This is a genomic window from Cardiobacterium sp., from assembly GCF_057314735.1.
This window is the reverse complement of the sequence record NZ_DBHKZK010000072.1, coordinates 32042-55746: the sequence shown is the minus strand read 5'-3', so window position 1 is coordinate 55746 and position 23705 is coordinate 32042. Positions and strand designations below refer to the sequence as shown.

General features: G+C 59.1%; 25 protein-coding genes and 1 pseudogene. 13 read left to right on the top strand and 13 right to left on the bottom strand.

Annotated elements, in window-relative coordinates; genetic code table 11:
• Positions 1 to 39: 39 nt before the first annotated feature.
• The 3 genes from ACO54Z_RS11050 to gor all read right to left on the bottom strand — a co-directional run bounded on the left by ACO54Z_RS11050 (position 40) and on the right by gor (position 3488).
• Entirely contained in the window at positions 40 to 306 is a 267-nt protein-coding gene (locus tag ACO54Z_RS11050) for an IS1/IS1595 family N-terminal zinc-binding domain-containing protein (protein WP_485997057.1), read from the bottom strand.
• Positions 307 to 366: 60 nt separating this feature from the next.
• Positions 367 to 1569: a DUF6882 domain-containing protein gene (locus tag ACO54Z_RS11045; protein WP_485997056.1), complete on the bottom strand. Its 1203-nt coding sequence runs from the start codon at positions 1567 to 1569 to the stop codon at positions 367 to 369.
• Positions 1570 to 2147: 578 nt separating this feature from the next.
• On the bottom strand, positions 2148 to 3488 hold the full coding sequence (gene gor / locus ACO54Z_RS11040; protein WP_485997055.1) for a glutathione-disulfide reductase: 1341 nt from the start codon (positions 3486 to 3488) through the stop codon (positions 2148 to 2150).
• Between the two features lie 166 nt (positions 3489 to 3654).
• On the opposite strand from gor, the gene ACO54Z_RS11035 reads away from it, so the two are divergent.
• A complete protein-coding gene (locus ACO54Z_RS11035; protein WP_485997054.1) occupies positions 3655 to 3930 on the top strand; it encodes a cell surface protein in 276 nt (91 codons plus the stop codon).
• A 61-nt stretch (positions 3931 to 3991) separates the two neighbouring features.
• On the opposite strand, the gene ACO54Z_RS11030 is transcribed toward ACO54Z_RS11035, so the two are convergent.
• Positions 3992 to 4372: a carboxymuconolactone decarboxylase family protein gene (locus ACO54Z_RS11030; RefSeq protein ID WP_485997053.1), complete on the bottom strand. Its 381-nt coding sequence runs from the start codon at positions 4370 to 4372 to the stop codon at positions 3992 to 3994.
• Positions 4373 to 4444: 72 nt separating this feature from the next.
• Here ACO54Z_RS11030 and ACO54Z_RS11025 point away from each other — a divergent pair, with 72 nt between their 5' ends.
• Positions 4445 to 4810, top strand: a complete 366-nt coding sequence (locus ACO54Z_RS11025; protein WP_485997052.1) for a MerR family transcriptional regulator — start codon at positions 4445 to 4447, stop codon at positions 4808 to 4810.
• Positions 4807 to 5328 (top strand): protein disulfide oxidoreductase, encoded by a 522-nt coding sequence (locus ACO54Z_RS11020; RefSeq protein ID WP_485997051.1) that lies wholly within the window; start codon positions 4807 to 4809, stop codon positions 5326 to 5328. The genes ACO54Z_RS11025 and ACO54Z_RS11020 overlap by 4 nt, the downstream gene beginning before the upstream one ends.
• Here the strand turns inward: ACO54Z_RS11020 and ACO54Z_RS11015 are convergent.
• Complete coding sequence (locus ACO54Z_RS11015) at positions 5306 to 5704, bottom strand: hypothetical protein (protein WP_485997050.1); 399 nt, start codon at positions 5702 to 5704, stop codon at positions 5306 to 5308. The genes ACO54Z_RS11020 and ACO54Z_RS11015 overlap by 23 nt on opposite strands.
• A complete protein-coding gene (locus ACO54Z_RS11010; RefSeq protein ID WP_485997049.1) occupies positions 5701 to 6591 on the bottom strand; it encodes a DMT family transporter in 891 nt (296 codons plus the stop codon). Before ACO54Z_RS11010 ends, ACO54Z_RS11015 begins: the two co-directional genes overlap by 4 nt.
• Positions 6592 to 6707: 116 nt before the next feature.
• Here ACO54Z_RS11010 and ACO54Z_RS11005 point away from each other — a divergent pair, with 116 nt between their 5' ends.
• A complete protein-coding gene (locus ACO54Z_RS11005; RefSeq protein WP_485997048.1) occupies positions 6708 to 7385 on the top strand; it encodes a YiaD family glycine zipper/OmpA-like lipoprotein in 678 nt (225 codons plus the stop codon).
• A 354-nt stretch (positions 7386 to 7739) separates the two neighbouring features.
• On the opposite strand, the gene rsmI is transcribed toward ACO54Z_RS11005, so the two are convergent.
• Positions 7740 to 8570: a 16S rRNA (cytidine(1402)-2'-O)-methyltransferase gene (gene rsmI / locus ACO54Z_RS11000; protein WP_485997047.1), complete on the bottom strand. Its 831-nt coding sequence runs from the start codon at positions 8568 to 8570 to the stop codon at positions 7740 to 7742.
• 11 nt (positions 8571 to 8581) lie between these two features.
• Between rsmI and ACO54Z_RS10995 the strand changes: the two genes are divergently transcribed.
• From ACO54Z_RS10995 to ACO54Z_RS10980, 4 genes and pseudogenes are all read left to right on the top strand, one after another.
• Complete coding sequence (locus ACO54Z_RS10995) at positions 8582 to 8938, top strand: YraN family protein (protein ID WP_298081116.1); 357 nt, start codon at positions 8582 to 8584, stop codon at positions 8936 to 8938.
• Positions 8939 to 9010: 72 nt separating this feature from the next.
• On the top strand, positions 9011 to 9298 hold the full coding sequence (hpf, locus tag ACO54Z_RS10990) for a ribosome hibernation-promoting factor, HPF/YfiA family (protein WP_048715618.1): 288 nt from the start codon (positions 9011 to 9013) through the stop codon (positions 9296 to 9298).
• Between the two features lie 45 nt (positions 9299 to 9343).
• Positions 9344 to 9871: pseudogene (locus tag ACO54Z_RS10985) on the top strand (ClbS/DfsB family four-helix bundle protein).
• On the top strand, positions 9868 to 10152 hold the full coding sequence (locus ACO54Z_RS10980; RefSeq protein WP_485997046.1) for a hypothetical protein: 285 nt from the start codon (positions 9868 to 9870) through the stop codon (positions 10150 to 10152). The pseudogene ACO54Z_RS10985 and the gene ACO54Z_RS10980 overlap by 4 nt, the downstream one beginning before the upstream one ends.
• Before the next feature lie 52 nt (positions 10153 to 10204).
• Here the strand turns inward: ACO54Z_RS10980 and ACO54Z_RS10975 are convergent, their stop codons facing one another.
• Positions 10205 to 10789: a flavin reductase family protein gene (locus tag ACO54Z_RS10975; protein WP_485997045.1), complete on the bottom strand. Its 585-nt coding sequence runs from the start codon at positions 10787 to 10789 to the stop codon at positions 10205 to 10207.
• 178 nt (positions 10790 to 10967) lie between these two features.
• Here ACO54Z_RS10975 and ACO54Z_RS10970 point away from each other — a divergent pair, with 178 nt between their 5' ends.
• The gene (locus ACO54Z_RS10970) at positions 10968 to 12968 is read left to right on the top strand and encodes a UvrD-helicase domain-containing protein (RefSeq protein WP_485997044.1); all 2001 of its coding nucleotides are present in this window, start codon (positions 10968 to 10970) and stop codon (positions 12966 to 12968) included.
• Between the two features lie 25 nt (positions 12969 to 12993).
• Positions 12994 to 14481 (top strand): SEL1-like repeat protein, encoded by a 1488-nt coding sequence (locus tag ACO54Z_RS10965; protein ID WP_485997043.1) that lies wholly within the window; start codon positions 12994 to 12996, stop codon positions 14479 to 14481.
• A gap of 309 nt (positions 14482 to 14790) precedes the next feature.
• On the opposite strand, the gene ACO54Z_RS10960 is transcribed toward ACO54Z_RS10965, so the two are convergent.
• A complete protein-coding gene (locus ACO54Z_RS10960) occupies positions 14791 to 15099 on the bottom strand; it encodes an RNA recognition motif domain-containing protein (protein ID WP_298079607.1) in 309 nt (102 codons plus the stop codon).
• A gap of 678 nt (positions 15100 to 15777) precedes the next feature.
• Between ACO54Z_RS10960 and dapE the strand changes: the two genes are divergently transcribed.
• The 3 genes from dapE (at position 15778) to aspA (ending at position 18841) form a co-directional block, all read left to right on the top strand.
• Positions 15778 to 16917 carry a succinyl-diaminopimelate desuccinylase gene (gene dapE, locus ACO54Z_RS10955; RefSeq protein ID WP_485997042.1) on the top strand — a complete coding sequence of 380 codons (1140 nt, stop codon included), beginning with the start codon at positions 15778 to 15780 and terminating at the stop codon, positions 16915 to 16917.
• Positions 16918 to 16943: 26 nt separating this feature from the next.
• On the top strand, positions 16944 to 17243 hold the full coding sequence (locus ACO54Z_RS10950) for a hypothetical protein (RefSeq protein ID WP_298079605.1): 300 nt from the start codon (positions 16944 to 16946) through the stop codon (positions 17241 to 17243).
• A 200-nt stretch (positions 17244 to 17443) separates the two neighbouring features.
• Positions 17444 to 18841, top strand: a complete 1398-nt coding sequence (aspA, locus tag ACO54Z_RS10945; RefSeq protein WP_485997041.1) for an aspartate ammonia-lyase — start codon at positions 17444 to 17446, stop codon at positions 18839 to 18841.
• A 465-nt stretch (positions 18842 to 19306) separates the two neighbouring features.
• Here the strand turns inward: aspA and ACO54Z_RS10940 are convergent, their stop codons facing one another.
• The 4 genes from ACO54Z_RS10940 to ACO54Z_RS10925 form a co-directional block, all read right to left on the bottom strand.
• Positions 19307 to 20530 carry a hypothetical protein gene (locus tag ACO54Z_RS10940; protein WP_485997040.1) on the bottom strand — a complete coding sequence of 408 codons (1224 nt, stop codon included), beginning with the start codon at positions 20528 to 20530 and terminating at the stop codon, positions 19307 to 19309.
• An 80-nt stretch (positions 20531 to 20610) separates the two neighbouring features.
• Positions 20611 to 21285: an electron transport complex subunit E gene (locus ACO54Z_RS10935; protein WP_485997039.1), complete on the bottom strand. Its 675-nt coding sequence runs from the start codon at positions 21283 to 21285 to the stop codon at positions 20611 to 20613.
• A 342-nt stretch (positions 21286 to 21627) separates the two neighbouring features.
• The gene (locus ACO54Z_RS10930) at positions 21628 to 22188 is read right to left on the bottom strand and encodes an RnfABCDGE type electron transport complex subunit G (RefSeq protein ID WP_485997038.1); all 561 of its coding nucleotides are present in this window, start codon (positions 22186 to 22188) and stop codon (positions 21628 to 21630) included.
• Between the two features lie 142 nt (positions 22189 to 22330).
• Positions 22331 to 23695: a DUF6882 domain-containing protein gene (locus tag ACO54Z_RS10925; RefSeq protein WP_485997037.1), complete on the bottom strand. Its 1365-nt coding sequence runs from the start codon at positions 23693 to 23695 to the stop codon at positions 22331 to 22333.
• Positions 23696 to 23705: the final 10 nt, after the last annotated feature.

Genomic DNA, 23705 nt, shown 5'->3' with positions numbered 1-23705 from the left:
TCTATATCAACTACGGATTTGTTTGAGGCAGCATACATTTTAGGACACCACCGCCGCCTGAACCTTGCCGCGGCTGTAGCCGGTAATGCTGCAAATATCGCGGATGCCGCAGCAACGGGCGGTCATCTGCCAAACTAGCCTGTCTGCACCGGAATGACAGCCCCGATAGTCAAGGTTGTGGTCACCAACAAACTGCCTGCCACAGGCTTTGCAGAGGTATTTTTGCTTGTTGTTGCCGGATTTGCCGTTTCGCTTTATATTCTGCCCACGGCAACGGGGACAGCAAATGGTAATTTGAATTTGCACAACTCAAATATACCGTGTCTCCGTTGCTTTTTGTTTGCCCTTCGTTTATCAGCATACATTTTAGGACACCACCCAGTTGTCGTAGTCTTTGGTAGTAAACGCCGCTGGCAGCTCTATGGTGGACCAGTTGCCCTGGTAGAAGTAGGGCAGAAAAATTGGCGGGCCACCGAAACATGGCAGATTGTAGTGATCGAGCCATTGGACGACCACGCCGCTTTCGCGGTAAAGCTGTTTGATTTGCTGGTAGCTGGCGCGCACTTTGGCGAAGTATTTTTGGGCGTCCGGGGTGGCATTTTCGCCGAGAAAGTAGTCTTCCTCGGCGAGGAAGCGGTAAGTGCCGTCGTCTTCAAGGTGGAAGCAGAGCCAGTTTTCGCAACAGTAGTCGGTGTGTGTCGCCCAGGCCTCGTCACCGATGCAGCCGTTGTCGGGTTCGACGGGCTTGATGAAATGCAGGCGGACATCGCCCAGCGCCGGGTCAAGCGAGGCGAGGTCAAAGCTCGCGAGCGGCAGCAGGTATTTTTCCAGCCAGGGCTGGGCGGCGCTGAAGACGGTGCTGGCTTCCGGGAAGTAGTCAATGTGTGCCGGGCGTTTTCCCGGCTGCGGCACTTCTATCTCAGCCACTTCCGGGTGCAATTCTGGCGGCAGGCTGTCGAGGTAGGCGGCTATGGCGGCTGAAGCCTTATAGCGGCGGCAAAGGCTATCAACGATTTCTGTGATGCTTTCTTTGCTGCGCGGCGGCGTCTGCACCGGCCGGGGCAGGTAAACCGTCATCAGCAGCATTGAGTCCCGCCCCGGATTGGGCAGGCGTTCCTTGAGGAGGTATGGGGCGTTTTCCGTGTTGTAGCCGTCAGCATCGTTAAGCATGACGGCAAGGGCCTGCAGGGCATCATTCTGTTCGTATGCGGCCATCGGCCAGCCGCTGCGGCTCAGCCATTCGATGCCGTGCTGCTCGCCCCAGGCTTTGAGGCGCAGGGCGTCGCGCAAGGCTTCTGCCGGGTAGGTACCCGGCGGATCGTCCCACGCCCATTGCCAGCGGCCATCGTCTCCGTGACCGATGAATTGCACGCGGCAGACGGTTTCACCAAGGCGGGCGGTTGCCGTGTCAAGGTCGATGGATTCGAGATACCGCCCCACTTCCCGCAAGGTTTGCTGACGCTCAAGACAATGGCCGAGGTATGGCAAGGCGAGGTCGCACATTTCCTCGCGTAGGGCGCGGTAGGCGGCGTAGTCGGCGGGCGGGAGCGGGTTGTCGTAAAGGCTCACGTTTTTTTCCTTGGGTTTGGCGGGTGGGGGTTACAACAACGACTTTACATACAGGATAGCGGGGAAGGTGTATGTATCGGTTGTAGGGTGGGTCTTGACCCACCGTCCAAAAACGACATCGGCGGCGGCAATGCTTAACCCCACCCCGGGAACCCATGAAAAAGGCATCCGCTTTTTTCATGGGTTCCCCGCCCCTCCCCCACGGGGGGAGGGGGCAGAACGGCGCAGTTTTTCAGCATTTGTTCCCGCAGTCGTGTCAGCGCGGTGGGGCAAGCCCCACCCTACACAATGGTTTTACATACAGGGTAGCGGGGTTGGTGTATGTATCGGTTGCAGGGTGGGTCTTGACCCACCGTCCAAAAACGACATCGGCGGCGGCAATGCTTAACCCCACCCCGGGAACCCATGAAAAAGGCATCCGCTTTTTTCATGGGTTCCCCGCCCCTCCCCCACGGGGGGAGGGGGCAGAACGGCGCAGTTTTTCAGCATTTGTTCCCGCAGTCGTGTCAGCGCGGTGGGGCAAGCCCCACCCTACACAATGGTTTTACATACAGGGTAGCGGGGTTGGTGTATGTATCTCAGCGCAGGGTGACGAGTTCTTCGCTGCTGGTCGGGTGGATGGCGACGGTGTTGTCGAAGTCCGCCTTGCGCGCGCCCATTTTTACGGCGACGGCGAAGCCTTGCAGCATTTCATCGACGCCGTCGCCAATCATCTGGATGCCAACGATTTTTTCGTCCGCGCCGACGCAGACGAGTTTCATCAGGGTTTTCGCCGGGTGGGCGGCGAAGGCGCGCGCCATCGGCGAGAAGCCGGCGCGATAGGTTTTGACCTGCTCCGCGCCGTATTGCGCGCGCGCGGCGGCTTCATCGAGGCCGACAACGCCAATCGGCGGGTGGGTGAACATCACCGTCGGGATGTTTTCGTAATCCAGGTGCGCGTCCGGCTGGTGATTGAACAGGCGGGCGGCGAGGCGGCGGCCGGCGGCGATGGCGACCGGGGTCAGTTCTGCCGCGCCGGTGATGTCGCCGATAGCGTAGATGCCGGGAACGTTGGTGTTTTGCCAGGCATCGACCGGGATGTCGCCGTTGTCGCGTGTCGCCACCCCGGCGGCGGCGAGGTTGAGTTGGCCGGTGTTGGCGCGGCGCCCCATCGCCCAAAGGAGGAAGTCGGCGGCGAGGGTTGTGCCGTTGTCGAGCGTGACGGTGCCGTCGTCGCCGACGCGCGCCACTTGTGCGCCCCGGTGGATGGTGATGCCCTGCGCGGTCATCGCGTCGGCCAGGGTTTCGGCGATGTCGGCATCTTGCGCGCGCAAGAGGCGCTCGCCACGGATGACGATGTCGGTCGGCGTACCCAGCGCTTGCAGCACGCCCGCGATTTCGCAGGCGATGTAACCGCCGCCGACGATGACGGCGCGCTGTGGCTGGTGCTCCAGCGCGAAGAAGTCGTCCGAGGTTTTGCCGCGCGCCGCGCCTTCGATGTGCGTGGGAACGGTCGGCTGGCCGCCGGTGGCGATGACGATGTGTTTGCCGCGGTACAGGGCATCGCCGACGCGCACGGTGTCGGCGCTTTCGAAGCGGGCAAAGCCACGGATGAGGGTGACACCGCTTTTGTCGAGATTGGTTTCGTAGATGCCGTTTAAGCGGGCGATGTAGGCGTCACGCGCTGCTTTGAAGGCCTGCCAGCGGAAGGGCATTTTTTCCGGCACGTCAGCGAAGAAGCGTGGCGCATCGCGCAGGGCTTCGGCGGTGTTGGCGGCGTACCAGAACAGTTTTTTCGGCACGCAGCCGACGTTTACACACGTCCCGCCGAGGCGGCCGCTTTCGATGACGGCAACGTTGGCGCCGTATTCGGCGGCGCGGCGGGCGGTGGCGATGCCGCCGGAACCGCCGCCAATGCAGATAAGGTCAAAGGTTTGCATGGTGTTCTCCGATAATGAATGCGCGGCAATTATAGCGGCCGCCCTGCCCTGCCCCGTCGCAAAAAACCACTGAATAAAGTGTATGGTGACGGCTGCGCGCGCCGTGGTAGTATTTGCCCGTCGCTTCCGACATTTAATCCCTTCAACTTGAATAAAGGAAACCCCCATGAAAAAAGTTCTGATCGCATCGCTCATCGCCGCCGCTTATCCGGCAGCCGCCCTCGCCGGTTCTTGTGATGACTATTACAAGAAGATGGAAGAAGACATGAAGAAAGAAGGCAGCTACAGCGATCAGGCGATGAAAATCGTGAAAGATCAGGTTGCCGCGGTTCCCGCCGACCAGCAGGACAACTTCTGCAAGACCGCGATCGAAAGCATGAATGAAAGCGCCAACAGCAATGGTGGCGACGAGAAGGAAGATGCGGAAGAAGCCAAAGGCTGATTGCGCATTGGTTAAAACCGGGTTATTAAACCCGGTTTTTTTATGCGCGCGTGATGGCGGTTTATCCGTCTTTTTCGGCAAGGATTTCTTTGGCGACGAATATCGCGTTCAGCACTTTCGGGAAACCGAGATACGGCACGCAGAGGATAAAGGTTTCGATGATTTCCGCGCGGGTGAGGCCGACGTTTTGCGCGGCGTGGATGTGGACGTGCAATTGTTTTTCGCAGCCGCCCTGCGCGGCGAGTGCGGCCAGCGTTATCAGCTCGCGCTGGCGCAGGTCGAGCGCCGGGCGGTTGTAAATCTCGCCGAAGGCGAAGCCGATGATGTATTGCCCCAGCTCGGGGGCGATGTCGGCCAGCGCGCTCATCACCGCCTCGCCCTGTTCGCCGTCGATGGTGTTCAGGGTGGCGTGGCCGCGTTGCAGCAGTTCCGGGTCAAGCATGGTTTGCTCCTTGTTGTGAATGGGGCGGTGAGGATATGCTTTGGAGTCCACTCCAAAGCAAGGGTTTTTTCCGTGTATCACATTCAGGAATTTGCGACGCTGACCGGTCTCAGCGCCGATACGCTGCGTTTTTATGAGAAGGAAGGGCTGCTCGCGCCTGCCCGCGACGGCAACGGCTACCGCATTTACAGTGAGCGCGATGCCGCCTGGCTGGCGTTCATCCTGCGCCTGAAAGAAACCAATATGCCGCTCGCGCAAATCAAGGAATTTGCCCGGCTGCGCGCGGGCGGCGAGGCGACACTGGCGGCGCGTTATGAATTGCTGCTCGCGCACCAGCAGGCGCTCACGGCGGAATTGGCACGGCTGACCGACCATCAGGCGCATCTGGCGGCGAAGTTGCAGCATTATCAGGCGCTGTTGGCGCAGGAGCATCCATGAAAGAAAAACCTTCATTGTGGCGCCGCCTGTTGCGCGGTCTCGGCACGCTGGCGCTGGCGCTGGTCATCATCACCGCCGTCGATATTTATCGCTGGCCGGACAGCCGCGGCTTGCAGGCGCTGCCGCTTGTCACCACCGACGGCACGCCGCTTGACCTGCAACACACCGAACGCCCGGTATTCCTCTATTTTTGGGCGACGTGGTGCGGTATCTGCCGCCACACCACGCCGCAAATCGCCGCCTTGCAGGCGCGCGGTTATCCGGTGGTCAGCGTTGCCCTGCATTCGGGCAGCGAGGCGGCGGTCGCCGCGTATTTGGCACAACACGGCTGGTCATTGCCGGTGGTCAATGATGCGGACGGCCGCCTTGCCGCCGCCTTCGGCATCGTCGCCACGCCAACCGTCGCCATTGTCGAAAACGGCCAGATTCGCCTCGCCACCAGCGGCTGGAGCAGCAGTTGGGGTTTGCGCCTGCGTTATGCGATGCTGCCGCTGGTCAGGGCGGTGCGTGGCGACTGAGCAGCACCGCCGTCATCGCCGCCTGCACCAGCGTCATCAGCAGCAGTTGGCGACAGAGGCGTGCTGCGCCCCGGCAGCGTTGCGGCAAGGTGGGTGGAGGTTGGCGCGGACGGCGCAGTCGCAGGGTGTGCAGGGCGCGGTCGAAACCGTCGCTATCCGGCACCGCCAGCCAGCGGCGGAAGATGGCAGCGTCGAAGGCGATGCGCCAATGGAGCCAGGCGAGGCTCAGGGTGATGAGCGTCCAGGCGATGACCGCGCAGAGGCCGTGCGCGCGCCAGCCGCCGAGGGCGGCCAGCAGCAGGTGGAAGGGCAGCAGGCGTGTGCAGGCGCGCAGCAGGCTGGTGCTGGTGTGCAGCAGGATGCGGTCGTCCGTCATGATTGTGACGCGGATGGGCGCGTGCCGCCCGCGTTTTTCGGGCCGATGCTGAGCAGTCCGGCGGCGATGATGATGGCGATGCCCGCCATTTCCTGCACGCCGAGGGTTTCGCCGAAGCGGTAATGGCCGATGAGCACGGAATAAACGACGGTGAGATAGGACAGCGCGGCAATGGTGAATTTCCGCCCGACGGCGTAAGCGCGGGTGATGGCAATCTGCGCGGTGAGGCCGCTCGCGCCAATGCCGAGCAGGTACGGCAGCGCGCGCAGCTCGATGCCGTGCCAGCCTTGATAAGTGGCAATCAGCGCGCTCATCAGGGTGCTCACCAGCGAAAAATAAAACACGATGCGCCAGGCGGGTTCGCCGGTGGCGCTCATTTCGCGCAGTTGCAGGTGGGCAAGCCCGGTCGCGGCGGCGCCGACGAGACCGCAGGACAGTCCCCACGCCTGGCCGCTGTTAAAACCGGGGCGCAGCAGGATGGCAACGCCAGAAAGACCAATTACCAGCACGGCGAGGGTGCGGCGGGTGATGCGTTCGCGCAGCAGCAGGAAAGAAAAAAGCGCAATAAAAATGGCGGAGCTGTAGCCGAGAGTAACCGCTGTTGCCAGCGGCAAGATAGTCAGCGTGTAGAACTGGATCAGGCTGGCGCTCGCACCGGAGACACTACGCACCATATGCGCGCGCAGCAGGCGGGTGGAGAAGCGCTGGCGGCGCAGCAGGGCATAGGCACCGAGGGCGAACACGGCGGGCAGATTGCGCCAGGTGGCGAGTTCATTCGACTGGTACGGGAAGGACTGCGCGCAGATTTTGGTGAGCACGCCCATCAGGGCGAAATTGAAAGTGGCAAACAGCGCCCAGAGGACGCCGCGCCAGGCGGGGGTAAGCATGATGTTGAGCGGGTTGCGGGGACGGCGGAATTATACGCCCGCGTGAATGAGCTTTAATGACGGGGGCGGCGGGAATCGCTATCATGCCGCGGTCGCAATCCAACGGAGATAAAACCATGAAAAACTGCAAAATTGGCCTGCTCGCAGGCGTATCGGCGATGTTGATCGCAGGCTGCGAAACCGCCGGTGGCGGCGGCTTCGGCGGCATGGCCAACCAGTCCACCGCGATGGGAACCGCCATCGGCGCGCTCGCCGGCGGCGTGGTCGGCCACCAAATCGACGACGACAAAGGCCGCTACATCGGCGCGGTCGCCGGCGCCCTCGCCGGGGCGGCGATTGGCAACTACATGGACCGCCAGCAGGAACAACTGCAGCAGCAGGTCGCCAACAGCGGCGTGCAGGTACAACGCGTCAACGAAAGCACCATCCAGCTCAACATCCAGAGCGAAGTACTGTTTGACGTGGACAAATCCGTCATCAAGCCGAACTTCTACCAGCCGCTGGGCAGCATCGCGCAAACCCTGCAACAGTATCCGGAAACCGTCGTTCACGTGTACGGCTTCACCGACGGCAGCGGCAGCGAGCAGCACAATATGCAACTCTCACAACGCCGCGCCCAGTCCGTCGCGCAATACCTCGCGCAACAGGGCATCAACTCGCAGCGTTTCGTCGTCCAGGGTTACGGCGAACAATACGCCACCGCGCAGAACAACCCGCAAGACCGCCGCGTCGCCATCTACATCAAGGCGATCGACCAGGCCAACCCGCAAGCCGCTTACACCCCGGTATTCTGACAGTTCAGCACCGCTTGCTAAAAAACCCGCCAAATGGCGGGTTTTTTGTGGGCGAATAACAGGGGTTTTTTCAGCGATCATAGGGTGCGCCTTGGCGCACCGTCCACTGACAGCAATGCCGATGATGATGGCATCCGGCGGCGATGCCCGAACTGCCGCCTCCCGTTTCACATATATAGCCATCCACCGAAAGCCTCATACTGTGTTGCGCCGCTTCGCCGTACAAATGCGTACTGTCTTCAGCGGCGCGCCTTGTCTGAAACTTTCGGTGGATGGCTATACATACACCAACCTCGCTACCCTGTATGTAAACACCGCCCAAAGCGCAGGGTGGATACCACCGCGAACGAAGAACTACCCCGCCGGATGCTCAACCAAATACTGATACACCGCCTTCTTGTTCGCGCCGGTGTGTTTGGCGACCAGCGTCGCGGTGTCTTTCGCCGACAGCCCGGCGGTGCGCAAATCGTCCGCCAGCGGTTGCCAACCGGCGGCTTGCTTTACCGCCGCCGCTTCCAGCAGCAAGACGAACTCGCCGCGCTGGCGGTTGTCATCTTCCGCCAGCCATGCGGGCGCACTGGCGACCGTCAGCGGGGCAACCTGCTCGAACTGCTTGGTCAGCTCGCGCGCGACCACCAGGCGGCGTTCGCCGTCGAATATTTCCGCCATCGCCGCCAGCGATTCCGCGATGCGATGCGGCGTTTCAAAAAAAATCGTCGTTTGTGTCGCCGTGGCAAATTCCGTGAAAAAACGCTGCCGTTCGCCCGCCTTTGCCGGAATGAAACCCGCGAACTGGAAGCGGTCGGCAGGCAGGCCACTCGCCGACAGCGCCGCAATCACGCTGCTCGCACCGGGGATGGGGCAGACGCGGATGCCCGCCTCATGCGCGAGCCGCGTCAAAAGCGCACCGGGGTCGGAGACGAGCGGCGTGCCGGCATCGCTCACCAGTGCCACATTCGCGCCCTCCTGCAAACGCTGCAATAGCGCCTGCGCCGCACCGCGCTCATTGTGCTGATGCAGCGCCAGCAGCGGGCGGTCAATGCCATAGGCGTCCAACAGGCGGCGGCTATGGCGCGTATCCTCGCAGGCTATAATGTCTGCCGATTCCAGCACCGAGCGCGCGCGCTGGCTCACGTCTTCCAGATTGCCAATCGGCGTCGCCACCACAAACAGCACACCACTCATCAAAAATCCTCATGTTCTTCAAAAAACTCGCGCCGCACCTCCTGCGCGGCCAGGCGGGCGAACGCCGCGCCGCCGCTTACCTCAAGGCGCAGGGGCTTGCCATTGTAGCGAACAACATCCGCAGCCGTTACGGCGAAATCGACCTCATCGCCCGCGATGGCGCGGTGCTGGTCTTCGTCGAAGTGCGCTCGCGGCGCGCGGGCAGCCAGGTCAGCGCCGCCGCCAGCATCACGCCCGCGAAACAGGCGAAAATCCGCAAGACGGCGCTCGCGTATTTGCAGCAACACCACCCGCAGCCGCCCGATTGCCGCTTCGATGCCGTCTGCATTGACGGCGCGCAAATCACGTGGCTCAAAGGCATTTTCTGAAAGACTTGCAGGCGCGGTGACGATTTGCTACGGTACGAATCGCCCATTAACCCAAGCAGAAAGGAGTGGATGATGAACTACAACATCACCGGCAAACATCTCGACATTAGCGATGCAGTTCGGAGTTATGTAGAAGAAAAACTCGGCAAGCTGGAAATGCAGCAAATTACCAGCACGCAAATCACCCTGCGCGCCGAAAACCATCTGAAAATTGCCGAAGCGACGCTGCACCTCGCCTCCGGCAAAACCATCCACGGCGACGCCTCGCATGAAGATATGTACGCCGCCATAGATTTGTTGGCAGACGTGCTGGACAAGCAGATTCGCAAGCACAAGGAAAAAATCAGCGAGCATCGCTAATATCAAAAAACCCCGCTGCGGCGGGGTTTTTAATACCGCAAAAAAATGATGCAAACCTACCCCGGTAAAGCCGCACTCATCGCCGAAATCGAGTTACACGCCAAGCACTTTTGCGATGAATTTCAAACGGTCGCCGAAGCTGACAAGGATTTGTTGTTAGAAAGTGTAGAGAGAACACCCGCACAAATGCTTGCCTATCAAATCGGCTAGATGCAGCTGATTCAGCAATGGGAAGCGGCCAACCGGCAAGGCGTTGATGTCTCGACCCCGCATCCCGATTACCGCTGGAATCAGCTTGGCGCGCTGTACCAATATTTTTATGAACGTTATGCACAGCAATCGCTGGCAGCATTACGACAACAATTTGCGGAAAATGTCGCGGCAATCATTGCCCTGATTGAATCGCTCGATGAAGACGCGCTGTTTACGCCCGGAAAACGGCAATGGGCATCGTCCACACCCGCGAATTGGCCGGTATGGAAATGGCTGCATATCAATACCGTCGCACCATGCAAAACCTTTCGCAGTAAAATCCGCAAATGGAAGAAAATCAGACAAGGAGTATCACCATGAACAATTTGCTATTTCTCGGTGGCTACGCAATTGCCTTTATTGTCCTCATGCTTCCCGTGGAAATATGCAACCAGCTTAAACCGCTGCGCAAACGCTATTATTTCCTCGCGCTGTTACTGATGACGGTGGCTTATTACCTGGTCATCGCCAGCTTTACCGGGCAATGGGCAAAGCCGCTTCTTTGGACGTTGCAAGAATTTCTGCTCCTTTCCGGTTTGTTGTTTATGGAAGAAATCAGCAATACCCTGAAATCTTTTTGGCGCCGCATTCGCGGCAAATAAACGCGATTCCGCCAGCAAAAACCCCGCCGTGGCGGGGTTTTTATGGTGCATTTCAAATCTCGCTGCGGAAATTCTTGCCTTGCATCGGGGCGAGTCCCTGATAGTGGCGGAAGTTGTAAATCAGCGGATGCCAGGCGGCAGGATTGACCTTGTCCGGCGCGAACAGCAGCGCTTCTTCCGCATGAATGGCGCGGATTTTCAGCTCGATAATGGCGTATCCCGCGCGTTCGTTAATGGCTTCTACCGTGGTTTCCGCCTGGAGCGGGCATTCGGCAATGCGCGCCGGGCGCACGGTTTCTGCCGCCTGGCGGGTGAGGCCGGCTGCGGCGAATTTGTCGGCGCAGTAGCGGTAAGCGTCCTGCTTCGCCTCCGGTACAGGATTTTTGCCGGTCAGGGTGGCAAGCCCCTCGACTTGCGCCCAGAGGCTGTCATCGGGCAGGTTAATCACTGCCTCTGCCACCGCTTGCAGGTTTTCAAAGGCCTTGCTGTTGGTGGACAGGCCGATGACAAGGTTGTCGCCGAGGCACCAACTGGAAGAAATCGGCGTGATGTTGGTCGCACCGGCCGCGTCGCAGGTGGTGAGCAGGATGACAGGGAAACCGTAATAGAAGGATTTGGGGTGAATGGTCTGGTGCATGGTTACTCCCGGTTTGTGGTGAAAATGCCTGCAACGGCGGACGTTGCAGGTGTCGGCAATGTAGCACGCGGCAATGCCTGCGCTTATTCCATTTCGTTCTTGACCCATACCGCGCGGGCGTGCATGGCACCAGCCCCCGCTATAAAATGCCCGCCCGCTCACACCGCCTGCTTCATCCATGACCGCCATCCCTCCCGCCCTCAATCCGCAACAAACCGAAGCTGTCCGTTACCTCGGCGGGCCGCTGCTCGTCGTCGCTGGCGCGGGCAGCGGCAAGACTGGCGTGATTACGCAAAAAATCGCCTGGCTGGTGCGCACGGCGGGCTATCCGGCGAACGGCATCTTCGCGCTAACCTTCACCAACAAGGCGGCACGCGAGATGGGCGAACGGGTGCGGGCGCTGCTCGGCAAGGCGGCGCGCGGCCTGCACATTTCCACCTTTCACCGCCTCGGTCTTGAGATTTTGCAGAAGGAGCATCTCGCCGCCGGGCTGCGCCGCAATTTCACCGTTTTTGACGCGCGCGACGGTGCGACGCTGGTAAAGGAGTTGAGCAAGCAGGAGGATGAAGCGATGGTGCGCCAGTTGCAGGCGCAGATTTCCGCCTACAAGAACGCCAACATCAGCGTCGCAGCGGCGAAATCGCTGGCGCAGGACGAGGCGCAGGTGCTGGCGGCGCACATCTATCACCATTACGACCAGCGGCTGCACGCCTACAACGCCGTCGATTTTGACGACCTCATTGCCCTGCCGCTGGCGCTTTTGAAGGAGAACGACACGGTGCGCGAGCGCTGGCAACACCGCGTGCGTTACCTCTTGGTCGATGAATACCAGGACACCAACGACTGCCAGTACGCGCTGTTGCAACTGCTCGCAGGCGCGGGCGCGGCGTTTACCGCCGTCGGCGACGATGACCAGTCGATTTACGCCTGGCGTGGCGCGCGCCCGGAAAACATCGCCCATCTGCACGAAGACTATCCGGCGCTGAAAACGGTCAAGCTGGAGCAGAACTACCGCTGCCACCAGCAAATCCTCGCCGCCGCCAACGCGCTCATTGCCCACAACCCGCACGTGGTCGAAAAAACCCTGTGGTCGGAACTCACCGTCGGCGAAGGCGTGCACGTCATCAGTGCGCGCAGCGACGAGGCGGAGGCGGAGCAAATCGTGCAGGACATCTACCTGCGCAAAATCCGCGACAACAAGAAAAACAGCGACTTCGCCATCCTCTACCGCAGCAACTTCCAGGCGCGGCAGTTTGAGCAGCAACTGCGCGAATTGAGCCTGCCCTACAAAATCAGCGGCGGCACCAGCTTCTTTGAGCATAGCGAAATCCGCGACCTGCTCGGCTATCTGCGCCTCATCAACAACCCCGACGACGACGCCGCCTTTCTCCGCGTCGTCAACACGCCGAAGCGGGAAATCGGCGCGGCGACACTCGCCAAACTGGGCGAATACGCGGCGCGGCGGCACGTTGCGCTATCGGTTGCCGCTGGCGAAATCGGCTTTGCCAACGAAATTGGCGGCAAGCCCTACCAAAGCCTGCAAACCTTCATCCAGTGGCTGCAAGCGATGCAGCGCGACGGCGAAAGCGAACCGCCGCTGGAAATATTGAACCGCGTCATCAACGACATCGAATATGACGATTACCTCTTTGAGCTGCACAAGGCGCCGGCGAAAATCGAACTGCGGCAAAAACGCATTGAGCAACTGCGCGCCTGGATTGCCAAGCTGCAAGAAGAACGCTTTGAGACGCTGGACGGGCTGATGCAGCACCTGACGCTGCTCGACATCCTCGACCGCCAGGAGCAGGAGCAGGACGCCATCCAGCTGATGACCCTGCACAGCGCCAAAGGACTGGAATTTCCGGTCGTTTACATCGCCGGCTGCGAAGAAGAGTTGCTGCCGCACCGCAACAGCATGGACAGCGACGACGGCGAGCGCGAAGAACGCCGCCTGCTCTACGTCGGCATGACCCGCGCCAAAGAAACGCTGCTGTTGTCCTACGCCAAAGCGCGGCGGCGCGGCGCCGAACTACAAACTACCGAAGCGAGCCGCTTCCTCGACGAACTGCCCGCCGACGGCGTGCAATGGCACGATGGCCGCACCCCGCCCGACCCGGTGCAAGAGCAGAAAAAAAACGAAGATTTCTTTGCCGGATTACAAACAATGCTGCGACAATAAGCCGCACAACATCAGCAGAAAAAGCATGGAGACCCGCGTGAAATTGCCGCTGACCAAAAAGAAAAACACCGACCCCGAAACCGCACACGACCTTGAAGCCTACGCACTCGCCCAACAAGAAGCGCAACAGGGCGACATCGCGGCGCAGTTCCGTCTTGGCTGGATGTATGCCAACGGCCGCGGCACCGCGCAGAACGACCGCCGCGCCGTTGAGTGGTACACAAAAGCCGCCGAACAGGGCTACGCCGCCGCGCAATGCAACCTCGGCTGGATGTACGGCCAGGGACGCGGCGTCGAAATCGACGACGAACAGGCCGCCTACTGGTTCGAGCGCGCCGCCACCCAGGGCGACAAACAGGCACAGTTCAACCTCGGCAACCTCTACATCGCCGGACAGGGCGTGCCGCAGGACGAACGCCGCGCCGCCTTCTGGTTCGTGCAGGCCGCACAACAAGGCGACGTCGAAGCCCAATTCAACCTCGGCAACCTCTACTTCCACGGCAACGGCGTCACCCAGGACGACCGCCGCGCCGTGCGCTGGTTCGAAAAAGCCGCCCAACAAGGCTACGCCAAAGCCCAATGCAACCTGGCGATGATGTACGAACGCGGCCGGGGCGTGGCGCAAGACGCCGAACTCGCCGCCGAATGGTACGGCTGCGCCGCCGAACAGGGCGACAGCAAGGCGCAATACCGCCTCGGCCTCCTCTACGACAAGGGGCTTGGCGTGGCCAAAGACGACAACATGGCGCGCTACTGGCTCGCCGTCGCCGCCGAACAGGGCAACGAGAGCGCCGCCGAATACCTCGTTTACCTCGCCGAAAAAGTCCTGACTGACTGGTATCACCAGACCGCAGGCAGCACACCGCCCGAAGACGGTGCCTACTACGACATGACCTTCGACGGCGACCTCAACTACTACCCGCTCGGCATCCAGCACCGCGAAGGCTGGGACATCCTTGACCAGTACCAGCAAAGCCTCGCCTGGATCGAGCGCAATCCCGCGCCGAAACCGGCACCCGCCGAGAGCGCCACCCGCCCGGCAGACCTGTGGATAGACCCCATCGCCGCCGAAAACGACAACGACGCCTGGTACTACCCCAACCTCACCTGCCGCGAAAACCACGGTCTGCAACAAGACGACGCGGGCTACCGCCGCGCCGTAAACCACTTTACCTACGCCGCACAACAGGCCGCCGCCAGCTTCGAGCAGGCCGCCAAACAGGGCAACGCCGACGCGCAATACCAGCTCGGCCTGATGTATGAGACTGGCCAGGGCGTTGCGCAGGACTACCGCCGCGCCGCGCAGTGGTACGAAAAAGCGGCGCTGCAAGGCCACGCGCAGGCACAATACCAACTCGGCAACCTCTACCGCGAAGGCCTCGGCGTCGAAGAAAGCCTGATAGAAGCCGAACAATGGTGGCAACGCGCCGCCGCGCAAGGCATCGCCCCCGCCCGCCGCCAACTGGAAAAATGGCAGCGCGGCAATTACCAGGCGCAGAGCGAAGTGTTCTGAAGCCCTGCCGATGTAAAAAACGCCGCGTGATGCGGCGTTTTTATTGGGCGGTTGGCGACGGCAAAACAAAATTCTGTACGGCAGTTTGTTGGCATAGACAGAGATTCGTGCGGGTCGGGCATGAATGGACGACCGGCGTTTGCTGCTTGGAGCATTATAGCCATCCACCGAAAACCTCATACTGTGTTGCGTCGCCTCGCCGTACAAAAGCGTACTGCCTTCGGCGACGCGCCTTGTCTGAAACTTTCGGTGGATGACTATACCAAACAAAAAAGCCCGCGATTGCGGGCTTTTTTGTGCTACTGCGGCTTACCAGTTGCCACCGCCGCCGAATCCGCGGCCACCACCGAAGCGATCGCGGCGCGGACGCTCTTCGCGCGGGCGGGCTTCGTTAATTTTCAGCGGACGACCACCGAGGTCTTTGCCGTTCAGCGCGTCAATGGCACGCAGTCCGGCGTTGTTGTCGTCCATTTCGACGAAGCCAAAGCCTTTGCTGCGGCCACTGTCGCGATCCTTGATGATGGTGACGTTGCTAACGGCGCCATGTGTGCTGAACAGGTCGCGCAGTTCTTGTTCCGAGGCTTGGTAGGACAGGTTGCCAACGTAGATGTTGATCATGTTTTTTCCTTTGTATTCATGCGTTTTACTCTCAAACTCCCGAAACCCAACGCATGATTACGACAGTATCTTGCCCGCTGGCAAAATTCGTTTGGCGCATCCTTGTCGCCAGAAAGGCGCGTACATTCGGCTTTTGCCGGAGAATTGTCAAGCGGATTTATGTACGTGGTTTTATAGATTGTTTTTACTGTGTTTTTTGTGGAATATCGGCTGGGCCTGTTTGCAATTGAGGCGTAAAGAACAAAATTCAGGCTGGCTTACGATTTTTTGCAAAATAATCCTTTATAAACTTAATGTTACGCTCAATTCCAGACCCTATGATGACGCCCTAGTTTGCGCTTCAAGTTGCCAAAATGCCCCTCCGGCACATTCGTTGTTTTCACCATATTCAGCTCCCTGAACCGCTCAAACGCAAACAGCCGCTCAAGTGGCGGTTTATTTCGCCCTGCAGGGGGGATTTTGAACAAGTTCTGAGAAAGCGCACAGCGACCGCATTCAGAACGACATAAACAGCCCCAGGCGTAGCCAACGGTGCGGTGCTGTTAACGCTGACTGCCCGCAAAAGCGGTTTCCTCCTTTGCGCGAATGCGCCGCTTTGGGCTTGGTGATGATTGCCATACACTTGGGGCAATCCGCGCCGCCCGCTACACTACCGCCTTTCATTCACCCGGAAACCCCATGAACCCCACCCTCGACCTGCTGCAAGAGCTCATCCGCCGCCCTTCTATCACCCCGGACGACGCCGGCTGCCAGGCGCTCATCGCTGCGCGCCTGCAAGCGGCGGGCTTCACCATCCGCCCCCTCCGCCTCGGCGACACCGACAACCTCTGGGCGACACACGGCAGCGGCGCGCCGCTCGTCGCCTTCGCCGGACACACCGACGTCGTCCCGCCCGGCGACGAAGCGGCATGGACATCGCCGCCGTTCGAGCCTGTCATCCGCGACGGCAAACTCTATGGCCGCGGTGCCGCCGACATGAAAGCGGGCGTCGCCGCGATGACCGTCGCGCTGGAGCGCCTTGCCGCCGCGCCGCACCCCGGCACCCTCGCGCTGCTACTCACCAGCGATGAAGAAGGCGACGGCACTCACGGCACCAAAGCCGTCCTCGCCCAACTCGCGCAAGAAGGCGTCCACATTGATTACAGCATCGTCGGCGAACCTTCCACTGCCGCCCGCCTCGGCGACCGCGCCCGTAATGGCCGCCGTGGCTCGCTTCATCTGCACCTCACCCTGCACGGCAAACAGGGACACGTCGCCTACCCGGCCAACGTGCGCAACCCGATTCACGCGCTCGGTGCCGTTATCGCCCGCCTCGCCGCCACCCGCTGGGACGATGGCAACGCCCATTTCCCGCCAACCAGCTTTCAGGTGAGCAACCTCGCTGCCGGGACGGGCGCGGAAAACGTCGTCCCCGCCAGCGCAAGCTGCAAGGCGAACTGGCGCTACAACACCGAACACGATGCGGCCAGCCTGCAACAGCAGGCGATAGCGCTCGTTGAAGATACCCTGCAAGGCAGTGGCATCCGCGCTGAATACCGCTGGAAACTGTCGGGCGAACCCTTCCTCACGGAAAATCCCGCGCTAATTGCCGCGCTGCGCACAGCCGTTGCCCGCCACACCGGCGAGACGCTGCAACTGGACACCGGCGGCGGTACTTCCGACGCGCGCTTCCTCGCCAAACACGGCGCGGCGACCGTCGAATTTGGCCCCGACAGCGCCACCCTGCACCAGATTGACGAACACGTCGCCGTTGCCGACCTCGCCCCGCTCGCCGCCATCTACGAAGACACCGTGCGCGCGCTGTGGGTACCCCATTGACATCCGCCTGAAACTACCCGCAAACGATGTTCATCCCCTACGCATTCCCGCTCATTCTCGCGCTGCTGGCGCCCTTCCTTATCCAGCTGGTTTACGGCAGGCGTCTGCCACAAACGGCGTGTTGGCTGATTTCCATCGCCCTCTGCTACCTGCTGTTTTTCGCCGCCATGCGGCTGCGGGTTCTCCAGTTGATACTGGATGCACAAGACTACAACCACGACAGCGCATACCGCTTTGCCCCGCTCACCGCGCTGTTTGTCGCGGTCACCTACCACCTGCTGCTCGCCGCACTCTTTATCTTTATACAAAAATGGCGACGTCGTTAAACGCTGCTACCTCCATGACATCATCGGCATGAACAGCCTGCAAACATCACAGCCATCCACAAGCCAACCCCGTAAGGTTGGCTTTTTTCACGCCAGTAACTGCCGCAGAGAGCGAAAAACCACAAAAATGCGAGATAAAATCACGGGAAATTCACAGAAAAAAGAGTTAAAATACACAAAACTTAACAAGGAGAACCCTCATGAGTAACACCCGCAAAGAACATGACCTCTTGGGCGACCGCGACGTCCCCGCTGATGCCTACTACGGCGTGCAAACCCTGCGCGCTTTTGAGAATTTCAACATCACCGGCGTGCGCCTGCACCAGTTTGACACCTTCATCAACGCCTTCGTGCAAGTGAAAAAAGCCGCCGCGCTCGCCAACCACGAAGTCGGCGCGCTCGATGGCAAAATCAAAGACGCCATTGTCGCCGCCTGCGACGAAATCCTCGCCGGCGCCCTGCACGACCAGTTCGTCGTCGATATGATTCAGGGCGGTGCGGGTACCTCCACCAACATGAACGTCAACGAAGTCATCGCCAACCGCGCGCTGGAGCTGCTCGGCCACCAAAAAGGCGAGTACCAGTACTGCCACCCGAACAACCACGTCAACCACGGCCAGTCCACCAACGACGCCTACCCGACCGCGCTGCACGTCGCGCTGGATGCCTACATCGAGCGCCTGATCAAATCGCTGCAAGTGCTGCACGACAGCTTCGCGCGCAAAAGCCGCGAATTTGGCGACAAACTGAAAATGGGGCGCACCCACCTGCAAGACGCCGTGCCGATGACCGCCGGGCAGGAATTTAACGCCTTCGCCACCATGATTGCGATTGAAATCGAGCGTCTGGACGAACCGCGCCGCCGCCTCTACGAAATCAACATGGGCGCAACCGCCATCGGCACCGGCCTGAACGCTCCGGCAGGCTACGCCGCCGCCTGCGCGCGCCACCTCGCCGCCCTTACCGGCAAGCCCTACCACACCGCGGAAGACCTCATCCAGGCGACACAAGACACCAGCGGCTACGTCCACCTCTCCGGCAACCTGCGCCTCATCGCCACCCGTCTCTCGAAAATCGCCAACGACCTGCGCCTCCTGAGCTCCGGGCCGCGCGCGGGGCTGGCGAACTACCACCTGCCGGACCGCCAGCCGGGCAGCTCCATCATGCCGGGCAAAGTCAATCCGGTCATCCCCGAAGTGGTGAACCAAACCTGCTTCCACGTCCTCGGCATCGACCACAGCATTGCGCTCGCCGCCGAAGCGGGGCAGTTGCAGCTCAACGTTTTTGAGCCGGTGATTACCTTCAACCTTTTCACCGCGATGGTGATGCTCTCCCGCGCCTGCCGCACCTTCGCCGAAAAATGCGTGGACGGCATCGAGCTCAACGAAAAACACTGCCGCGAACAAGTGCTGTCCAACATCGGCTTGGTGACTGCGCTTAACCCCTACATCGGCTACGAAAAATCCAGCTACGTCGCCAAAACCGCGCTGCACACCGGCGGTTCGGTGTACGACATCGTGCTGAAAGAAGGCTTCCTCAGCAAAGAAGAGCTTGACCGCATTATCGCCCCGGAAAACATGGTCTATCCGAAAAAATAATTTTCCGGCATGACAAAAGCCCCGCCATGCGGGGCTTTTTATTGAAAGTACTGCACCGGTTTTCTCTGATATAGCCATCCACCACAAACCTCAAAACCTGTTCAAAATTTTGTCCTATACGCCTTGAAATTTGAATAGACTTCCTTCCAAACCATAACTTGCACGGCAACCCGACAAAATTCCAAACCTGCCGAGCTGTTGTCTGCTGCCCCCACCCTAACCCTCCCCCACAGGGGGAGGGAACTCATTGGCTGCAAAAATAGCAACAGTTTCATAACTATCCATATGTGATATGGCAGCTGTTATTTGAATCTGCCGCAGAACGGCTCCCTCCCCCGTGGGGGAGGGCCGGGGTGGGGGCAGAGATACAAATTCCAAAAAACGTATGCCTTTGCATGGTTTGGAAAGAGGTCTAATAAAGGAAACCCGCCAATGGCGGGTTCTATTTTGAGTTGGATGTCGTTTTCAGCCTTTGCAGGAAGACAAAAAACGGAGGAGTTTGCGGATAATCGGTATCTGCGCAGGTTGTTCGGCCTGTTTGGGTGCTTCATCCGTAATCCAGTCCATTCTCTGCAAGTCACTGCCAGAGAATCTGTGACAAAAACGGCTACCATTTTCTTCTTTTACCGAGCAAAGGATTTTTATATCCTTGAGATCGACCATTATCCTGCCGTAGAGATAGCTTTCATGGTAACTTTCACGTCCATCCATGATAACGGGATATTTTTTTCTTAGCAGCGAAAGCTCCTTGTTATTGATATTTTTAACAAAGGATTCATCAAGTTTGAAGTAATAAGGATGAGGTTGAGTAAAGCCAACAGCAGTAAAAAAGAGTTCAAAATCAACCAATCGGGAGTTTTTGTTGTTGCTATAATCTATATAAGTATTAAATGCGGCTGTAACAAAAAATATATTTGCCACCCACAAGCCAAAGAGTATAACAGGCATTAATATTTTGCCTTCATGGTTTTTGAGTTTATATACTTTCACAAAAATCAAATGAAAGAAAAAAGAGAATATCATCCAAGAAAATGCAGGGAATATTGAAAGCCATAAAGGGTGTAACAAGGGAATATAAGAAGCGCAGGAGAATACAAAAACAGACGACAAATACCATATATAAAAGAAGTATTTATTTTGCATGATTTTATTTATTATGCTTTGGCTTTCTGTTGTATTCATTCTCAAAAATGAAAGGTAATACGGAATTAGAAAATTAAACGCGCTTATCCAAATGGCTGCAACCAACAAGAAAATAATACCACTGCTTTCTGAAAGTATTGTATAGAAGCTGTCATTTAAATCTATCTGTTTCAAATATACAAATAAAAGAGACAAGCCTAAAAAGGAGAAGAATGGCAAATAACCTAGCAATAGTGTTGCAAAGTTTCGGATTCTGTCAAACGGTGTTTTTTTGTCTAACTGGCTATCGATATAATTAATTTCGTTTATTTTAATTCTTATCGCCTGCAGGCGCTCTTGCAGCTCTTTTATCTCATTAGCCGCGTTTTCACCTTCCAGCCTTCGGTATTCCCGCAGCAACTTATAATATTCTGACGCCTTTTCCCTGTATTTTATAATTTTGTATCTTACGGATTCCCGGTTTTCTGTTTCCTGATTGAGCTGGAGCGTCAATACGTCCTGTTCAAATTGGGCAAATTCTTGCTTGAATTGTTGGAAAGTTTGCATGGCACTGCTCCTGTGCTGATGTATTAGTCAACGTTCTCCCGTTCAGGCGCCTCCCGTCCTCCAGAAGGGAATCATCCCTGTTACCGGGAAGGCGCGGAAACGGGCTTTTTCATTTTACGTCGTTGCAAGTGCGCATTGACCAGGTTTTTTCCGGCAATCAGCAGGCCGTAGCAGAGGAACGCGCCGGGTGGCAGCGCGGCGAGAATGAAATGGCTGTCGCTGTGGTAGAGGCGGATGGTGAGGTCGATGCCGTGGCCGAAGATACGGTCGGCACCGGCGAGCAGGGTGCCGTTCGCCAGTATTTCCCGCAGCGCGCCGAGGGCGACGAGGACGCAGGCGAATCCCGCGCCCATCGCCGCGCCGTCAATGGCGGCGGGCAGCACCGGGTTTTTCGCGGCGTAGCTTTCGGCGCGGGCGATGATGACGCAGTTGGTGACGATCAGCGCGAGGTAGATGCCAAGCGACTGGTAGAGCGGGTAGGCGAGCGCCTGGATGAGGATTTCGACGACGGTGACGGCGCCCGCAATCAGCAGCACGAAGACGGGAATGCGAATTTCCGGGCGCAGCCAGCGGCGGGTGGCAGCGACGAGGACGTTCGACAGCGTCAGGACGAAGATGGTCGCCATGCCGAGGCCGAGGGCGTTGATGGTGTCGGTCGAGGTGGCGAGCAGCGGGCAGAGGCCGAGGATTTGCACCAGGGCGGGGTTGTTGTGCCAAAGGCCGTTGGCGAGGGTTTTGCGGGTTTCGGGAGTCATGGCTTTTTGCGATTGGGTTGGTGATGCGGGGTTGTACGGCGGTTTGTCATTCAATCCCGCCTGCAGGGCAGGAAAGGGCGGGGAAGTGTGAAATTTGCTGCGGTTTGTTGGGTTACGCGCTGCGTGCTAGAGGCTGTTTACAATTCGGCAGATAAGCCCCTCTCTCGCTGCGCGAGCTGTTCCAGTCCCTCTGGGAGAGGGGGGGTAAGGGCAGCAATCAATTGAAAAATTGGAATTTCAGTTCATCAATAATATCGCTCACCCCCACCCCACCCCTCCCCCGCTGCGGGCTTCGCCCTGCAGGGGAGGGAGATCTGAATTGTAAACAGCCCATAACCCAACCTACGGTTTTTGTGGCTGTTTTTGTGTAGCGCGCAGCACTTCGGCCACCTGGTTGGTGACGGCGCGCGGGGTGATGGTCGCGCCGGTGAAGCTGTCGATGTCGCCGCCGTCTTTTTTCACCGCGAGGCGGGTGTTGGCGAGGCTTTTGCCCGCAAATTGCAGTATCCACGGGTCGATGCGCGCCTCGATTTTGTCGCCGAGGCCGGGCGTTTCTTTGTGGGCGAGGACGCGCACGCCGAGCAGGGTCTCGTGGTCGGGGGCGATGCCGATGAGCAGCGCGATTTCGCCGTTGTAGCCTTTGTGGGTGCTGATTTGGTAGTAGGTGCTGCCGTCGGCGGCGGTGTAGCGCTCGGCGGGTTCGTCGCCGATTGGTACGCTTTCGCCGTGCTCCAGCAATGCCGGGTCAATGTCGGGGTTGATTTCGCGGTATTGTGCGATTTTCGCGCCGTGTTGTTGCGCTTCGATGCAGTTTTTGGCGGCAAACCAGGCGATGCTGACGCCGATAAAGGTGACGGCGGCAAAGGCGGCAAGGCGCAGGGCGGCAGTGAACGGGGTTTTCATGGGTGACGGGGTCAGGTTTTCGGGGGTGGGTGTAAGCGGCAGAATCGTAGGGTGGGGCTTGCCCCACCGTTGAAAACTGAAGTGTTTTGTTGTGGTGGGTCAAGACCCACCATACGGACTCCCCACGGGGTTTCCGGTTGGTTCAGGTGTAGTCAAAGGTCATCAGCACGAGGCGGCTGTGCGGTTCGTAGAGGAGGTAGATGGTATCGGCACCGCCTTCGCCCCAGTCGTAGCCGGCATCTGCCGCGATGCAGATGAAGCGCCTGCCCTGGTAGCGGATGTCCGCTTCTTTGCCCCAGTTGTCGTAGTCTTCGGTAGTAAACGCCGCTGGCGGCTCTGTGGTGGACCAGTTTCCGTAATAACAGGGGGACAGAAAACTGGGCGGGCCGCCGAAACGCGGCAGATTGTTGTCATCGAGCCATTCGACGACAACGCCATTCTCGCGGTAAAACTGTTTGATTTGCTGGTAGCTGGCGCGCACTTCAGCGAAGTATTTTTGGGCGTCCGGGGCGGCGTTCTCGCCGATAAAGTAGTCTTCTTCGGCGAGGAAGCGGTAGGTGCCGTCGTCTTCAAGGTGGAAGCAGAGCCAGTTTTCGCAGCAGTAGTCGGTGTGTGTCGCCCAAGCCTTATCGCCGATGTAGCTGTTGTAGGGCTCGACGGGCTTGAGGAAATGCAGGCGGACGTCGCCCAGTGCCGGGTCGAGCGAGGCAAGGTCAAAGCTGACAAGCGGCAGCAGGTGTTTCTCCAGCCAGGGTTGGGCGGCGCTGAAGACGGTGCTTGCTTCCGGGAAGTAATCAATGTGCGCCGGTTTTCGCCACGGCTGCGGCACTTCTATATCGGTAGCTTCCGGGCGCAACTCTGGCGGCAGGCTGTCGAGGTAGGTTGCAATGGCGGTTGATGTCCTAGGGCGGCGGCAAAGGATATCAACAATTTTATCAACGATTTCTGTGACGCTTTCTTTGCTGCGCGGCGGCGTCTGCGCAGGCTGGGGCAGGTAAACCGTCACCAGCAACCTGCCCTGTCCCATATTGGGCAGGCGTTCCTTGAGGAGGTATGGGGCGTTTTCCGTGTCGTAGCCGTCGGCATGGTTAAGCATGACAGCAAGGGCGCGCAGGGCATCACGCTGTCCGTATGCGAATCCGTATGCGGTTATCGGCCAGCCACTGCGGGTCAGCCATTCGATGCCGTGCTGCTCACCGTAGGCTTTGAGCTGCAGGGCATCGCACAAGGCTTCTGCCGGGTAAGTGCCGGGCGGGTCATCCCACGCCCATTGCCAGCGGCCATTGTCTTCGCGGCCGATGAATTGCACGCGGCAGACGGTTTCGCCGAGGCGGACGGTCGCCGTGTCAAAGTCAATGGATTCGAGATGCCACCCCACTTCCTGCAAGGCTTGCTGGCGCTCAAGGCTTTGACCGAGGTACGGCAGGGCGAGGGCGAGCATTTCCTCACGCAGGGCAAGGTAGGCAGCGTAGTCGGCAGGGGGAAGCGGGTTGTCGTAAAGGCTCATGGTTTTTTCC

Excerpts from the sequence above, each read along its gene's own strand:
- dapE (WP_485997042.1), top strand. The coding sequence starts at position 15,778 with ATGAACCCCACCCTCGACCTGCTGCAAGAGCTCATCCGCCGCCCTTCT.
- ACO54Z_RS10930 (WP_485997038.1), bottom strand. The coding sequence starts at position 22,188 with ATGAAAACCCCGTTCACTGCCGCCCTGCGCCTTGCCGCCTTTGCCGCC.
- ACO54Z_RS11005 (WP_485997048.1), top strand. The coding sequence starts at position 6,708 with ATGAAAAACTGCAAAATTGGCCTGCTCGCAGGCGTATCGGCGATGTTG.
- aspA (WP_485997041.1), top strand. The coding sequence starts at position 17,444 with ATGAGTAACACCCGCAAAGAACATGACCTCTTGGGCGACCGCGACGTC.
- rsmI (WP_485997047.1), bottom strand. The coding sequence starts at position 8,570 with ATGAGTGGTGTGCTGTTTGTGGTGGCGACGCCGATTGGCAATCTGGAA.
- ACO54Z_RS10925 (WP_485997037.1), bottom strand. The coding sequence starts at position 23,695 with ATGAGCCTTTACGACAACCCGCTTCCCCCTGCCGACTACGCTGCCTAC.
- ACO54Z_RS10960 (WP_298079607.1), bottom strand. The coding sequence starts at position 15,099 with ATGATCAACATCTACGTTGGCAACCTGTCCTACCAAGCCTCGGAACAA.
- ACO54Z_RS11020 (WP_485997051.1), top strand. The coding sequence starts at position 4,807 with ATGAAAGAAAAACCTTCATTGTGGCGCCGCCTGTTGCGCGGTCTCGGC.
- ACO54Z_RS10965 (WP_485997043.1), top strand. The coding sequence starts at position 12,994 with ATGGAGACCCGCGTGAAATTGCCGCTGACCAAAAAGAAAAACACCGAC.
- ACO54Z_RS10940 (WP_485997040.1), bottom strand. The coding sequence starts at position 20,530 with ATGCAAACTTTCCAACAATTCAAGCAAGAATTTGCCCAATTTGAACAG.
- ACO54Z_RS10980 (WP_485997046.1), top strand. The coding sequence starts at position 9,868 with ATGAACAATTTGCTATTTCTCGGTGGCTACGCAATTGCCTTTATTGTC.
- gor (WP_485997055.1), bottom strand. The coding sequence starts at position 3,488 with ATGCAAACCTTTGACCTTATCTGCATTGGCGGCGGTTCCGGCGGCATC.
- ACO54Z_RS10950 (WP_298079605.1), top strand. The coding sequence starts at position 16,944 with ATGTTCATCCCCTACGCATTCCCGCTCATTCTCGCGCTGCTGGCGCCC.
- ACO54Z_RS11030 (WP_485997053.1), bottom strand. The coding sequence starts at position 4,372 with ATGCTTGACCCGGAACTGCTGCAACGCGGCCACGCCACCCTGAACACC.
- ACO54Z_RS10995 (WP_298081116.1), top strand. The coding sequence starts at position 8,582 with ATGTTCTTCAAAAAACTCGCGCCGCACCTCCTGCGCGGCCAGGCGGGC.
- ACO54Z_RS11015 (WP_485997050.1), bottom strand. The coding sequence starts at position 5,704 with ATGACGGACGACCGCATCCTGCTGCACACCAGCACCAGCCTGCTGCGC.
- ACO54Z_RS11010 (WP_485997049.1), bottom strand. The coding sequence starts at position 6,591 with ATGCTTACCCCCGCCTGGCGCGGCGTCCTCTGGGCGCTGTTTGCCACT.
- ACO54Z_RS10935 (WP_485997039.1), bottom strand. The coding sequence starts at position 21,285 with ATGACTCCCGAAACCCGCAAAACCCTCGCCAACGGCCTTTGGCACAAC.
- ACO54Z_RS10975 (WP_485997045.1), bottom strand. The coding sequence starts at position 10,789 with ATGCACCAGACCATTCACCCCAAATCCTTCTATTACGGTTTCCCTGTC.
- ACO54Z_RS10970 (WP_485997044.1), top strand. The coding sequence starts at position 10,968 with ATGACCGCCATCCCTCCCGCCCTCAATCCGCAACAAACCGAAGCTGTC.
- hpf (WP_048715618.1), top strand. The coding sequence starts at position 9,011 with ATGAACTACAACATCACCGGCAAACATCTCGACATTAGCGATGCAGTT.
- ACO54Z_RS11035 (WP_485997054.1), top strand. The coding sequence starts at position 3,655 with ATGAAAAAAGTTCTGATCGCATCGCTCATCGCCGCCGCTTATCCGGCA.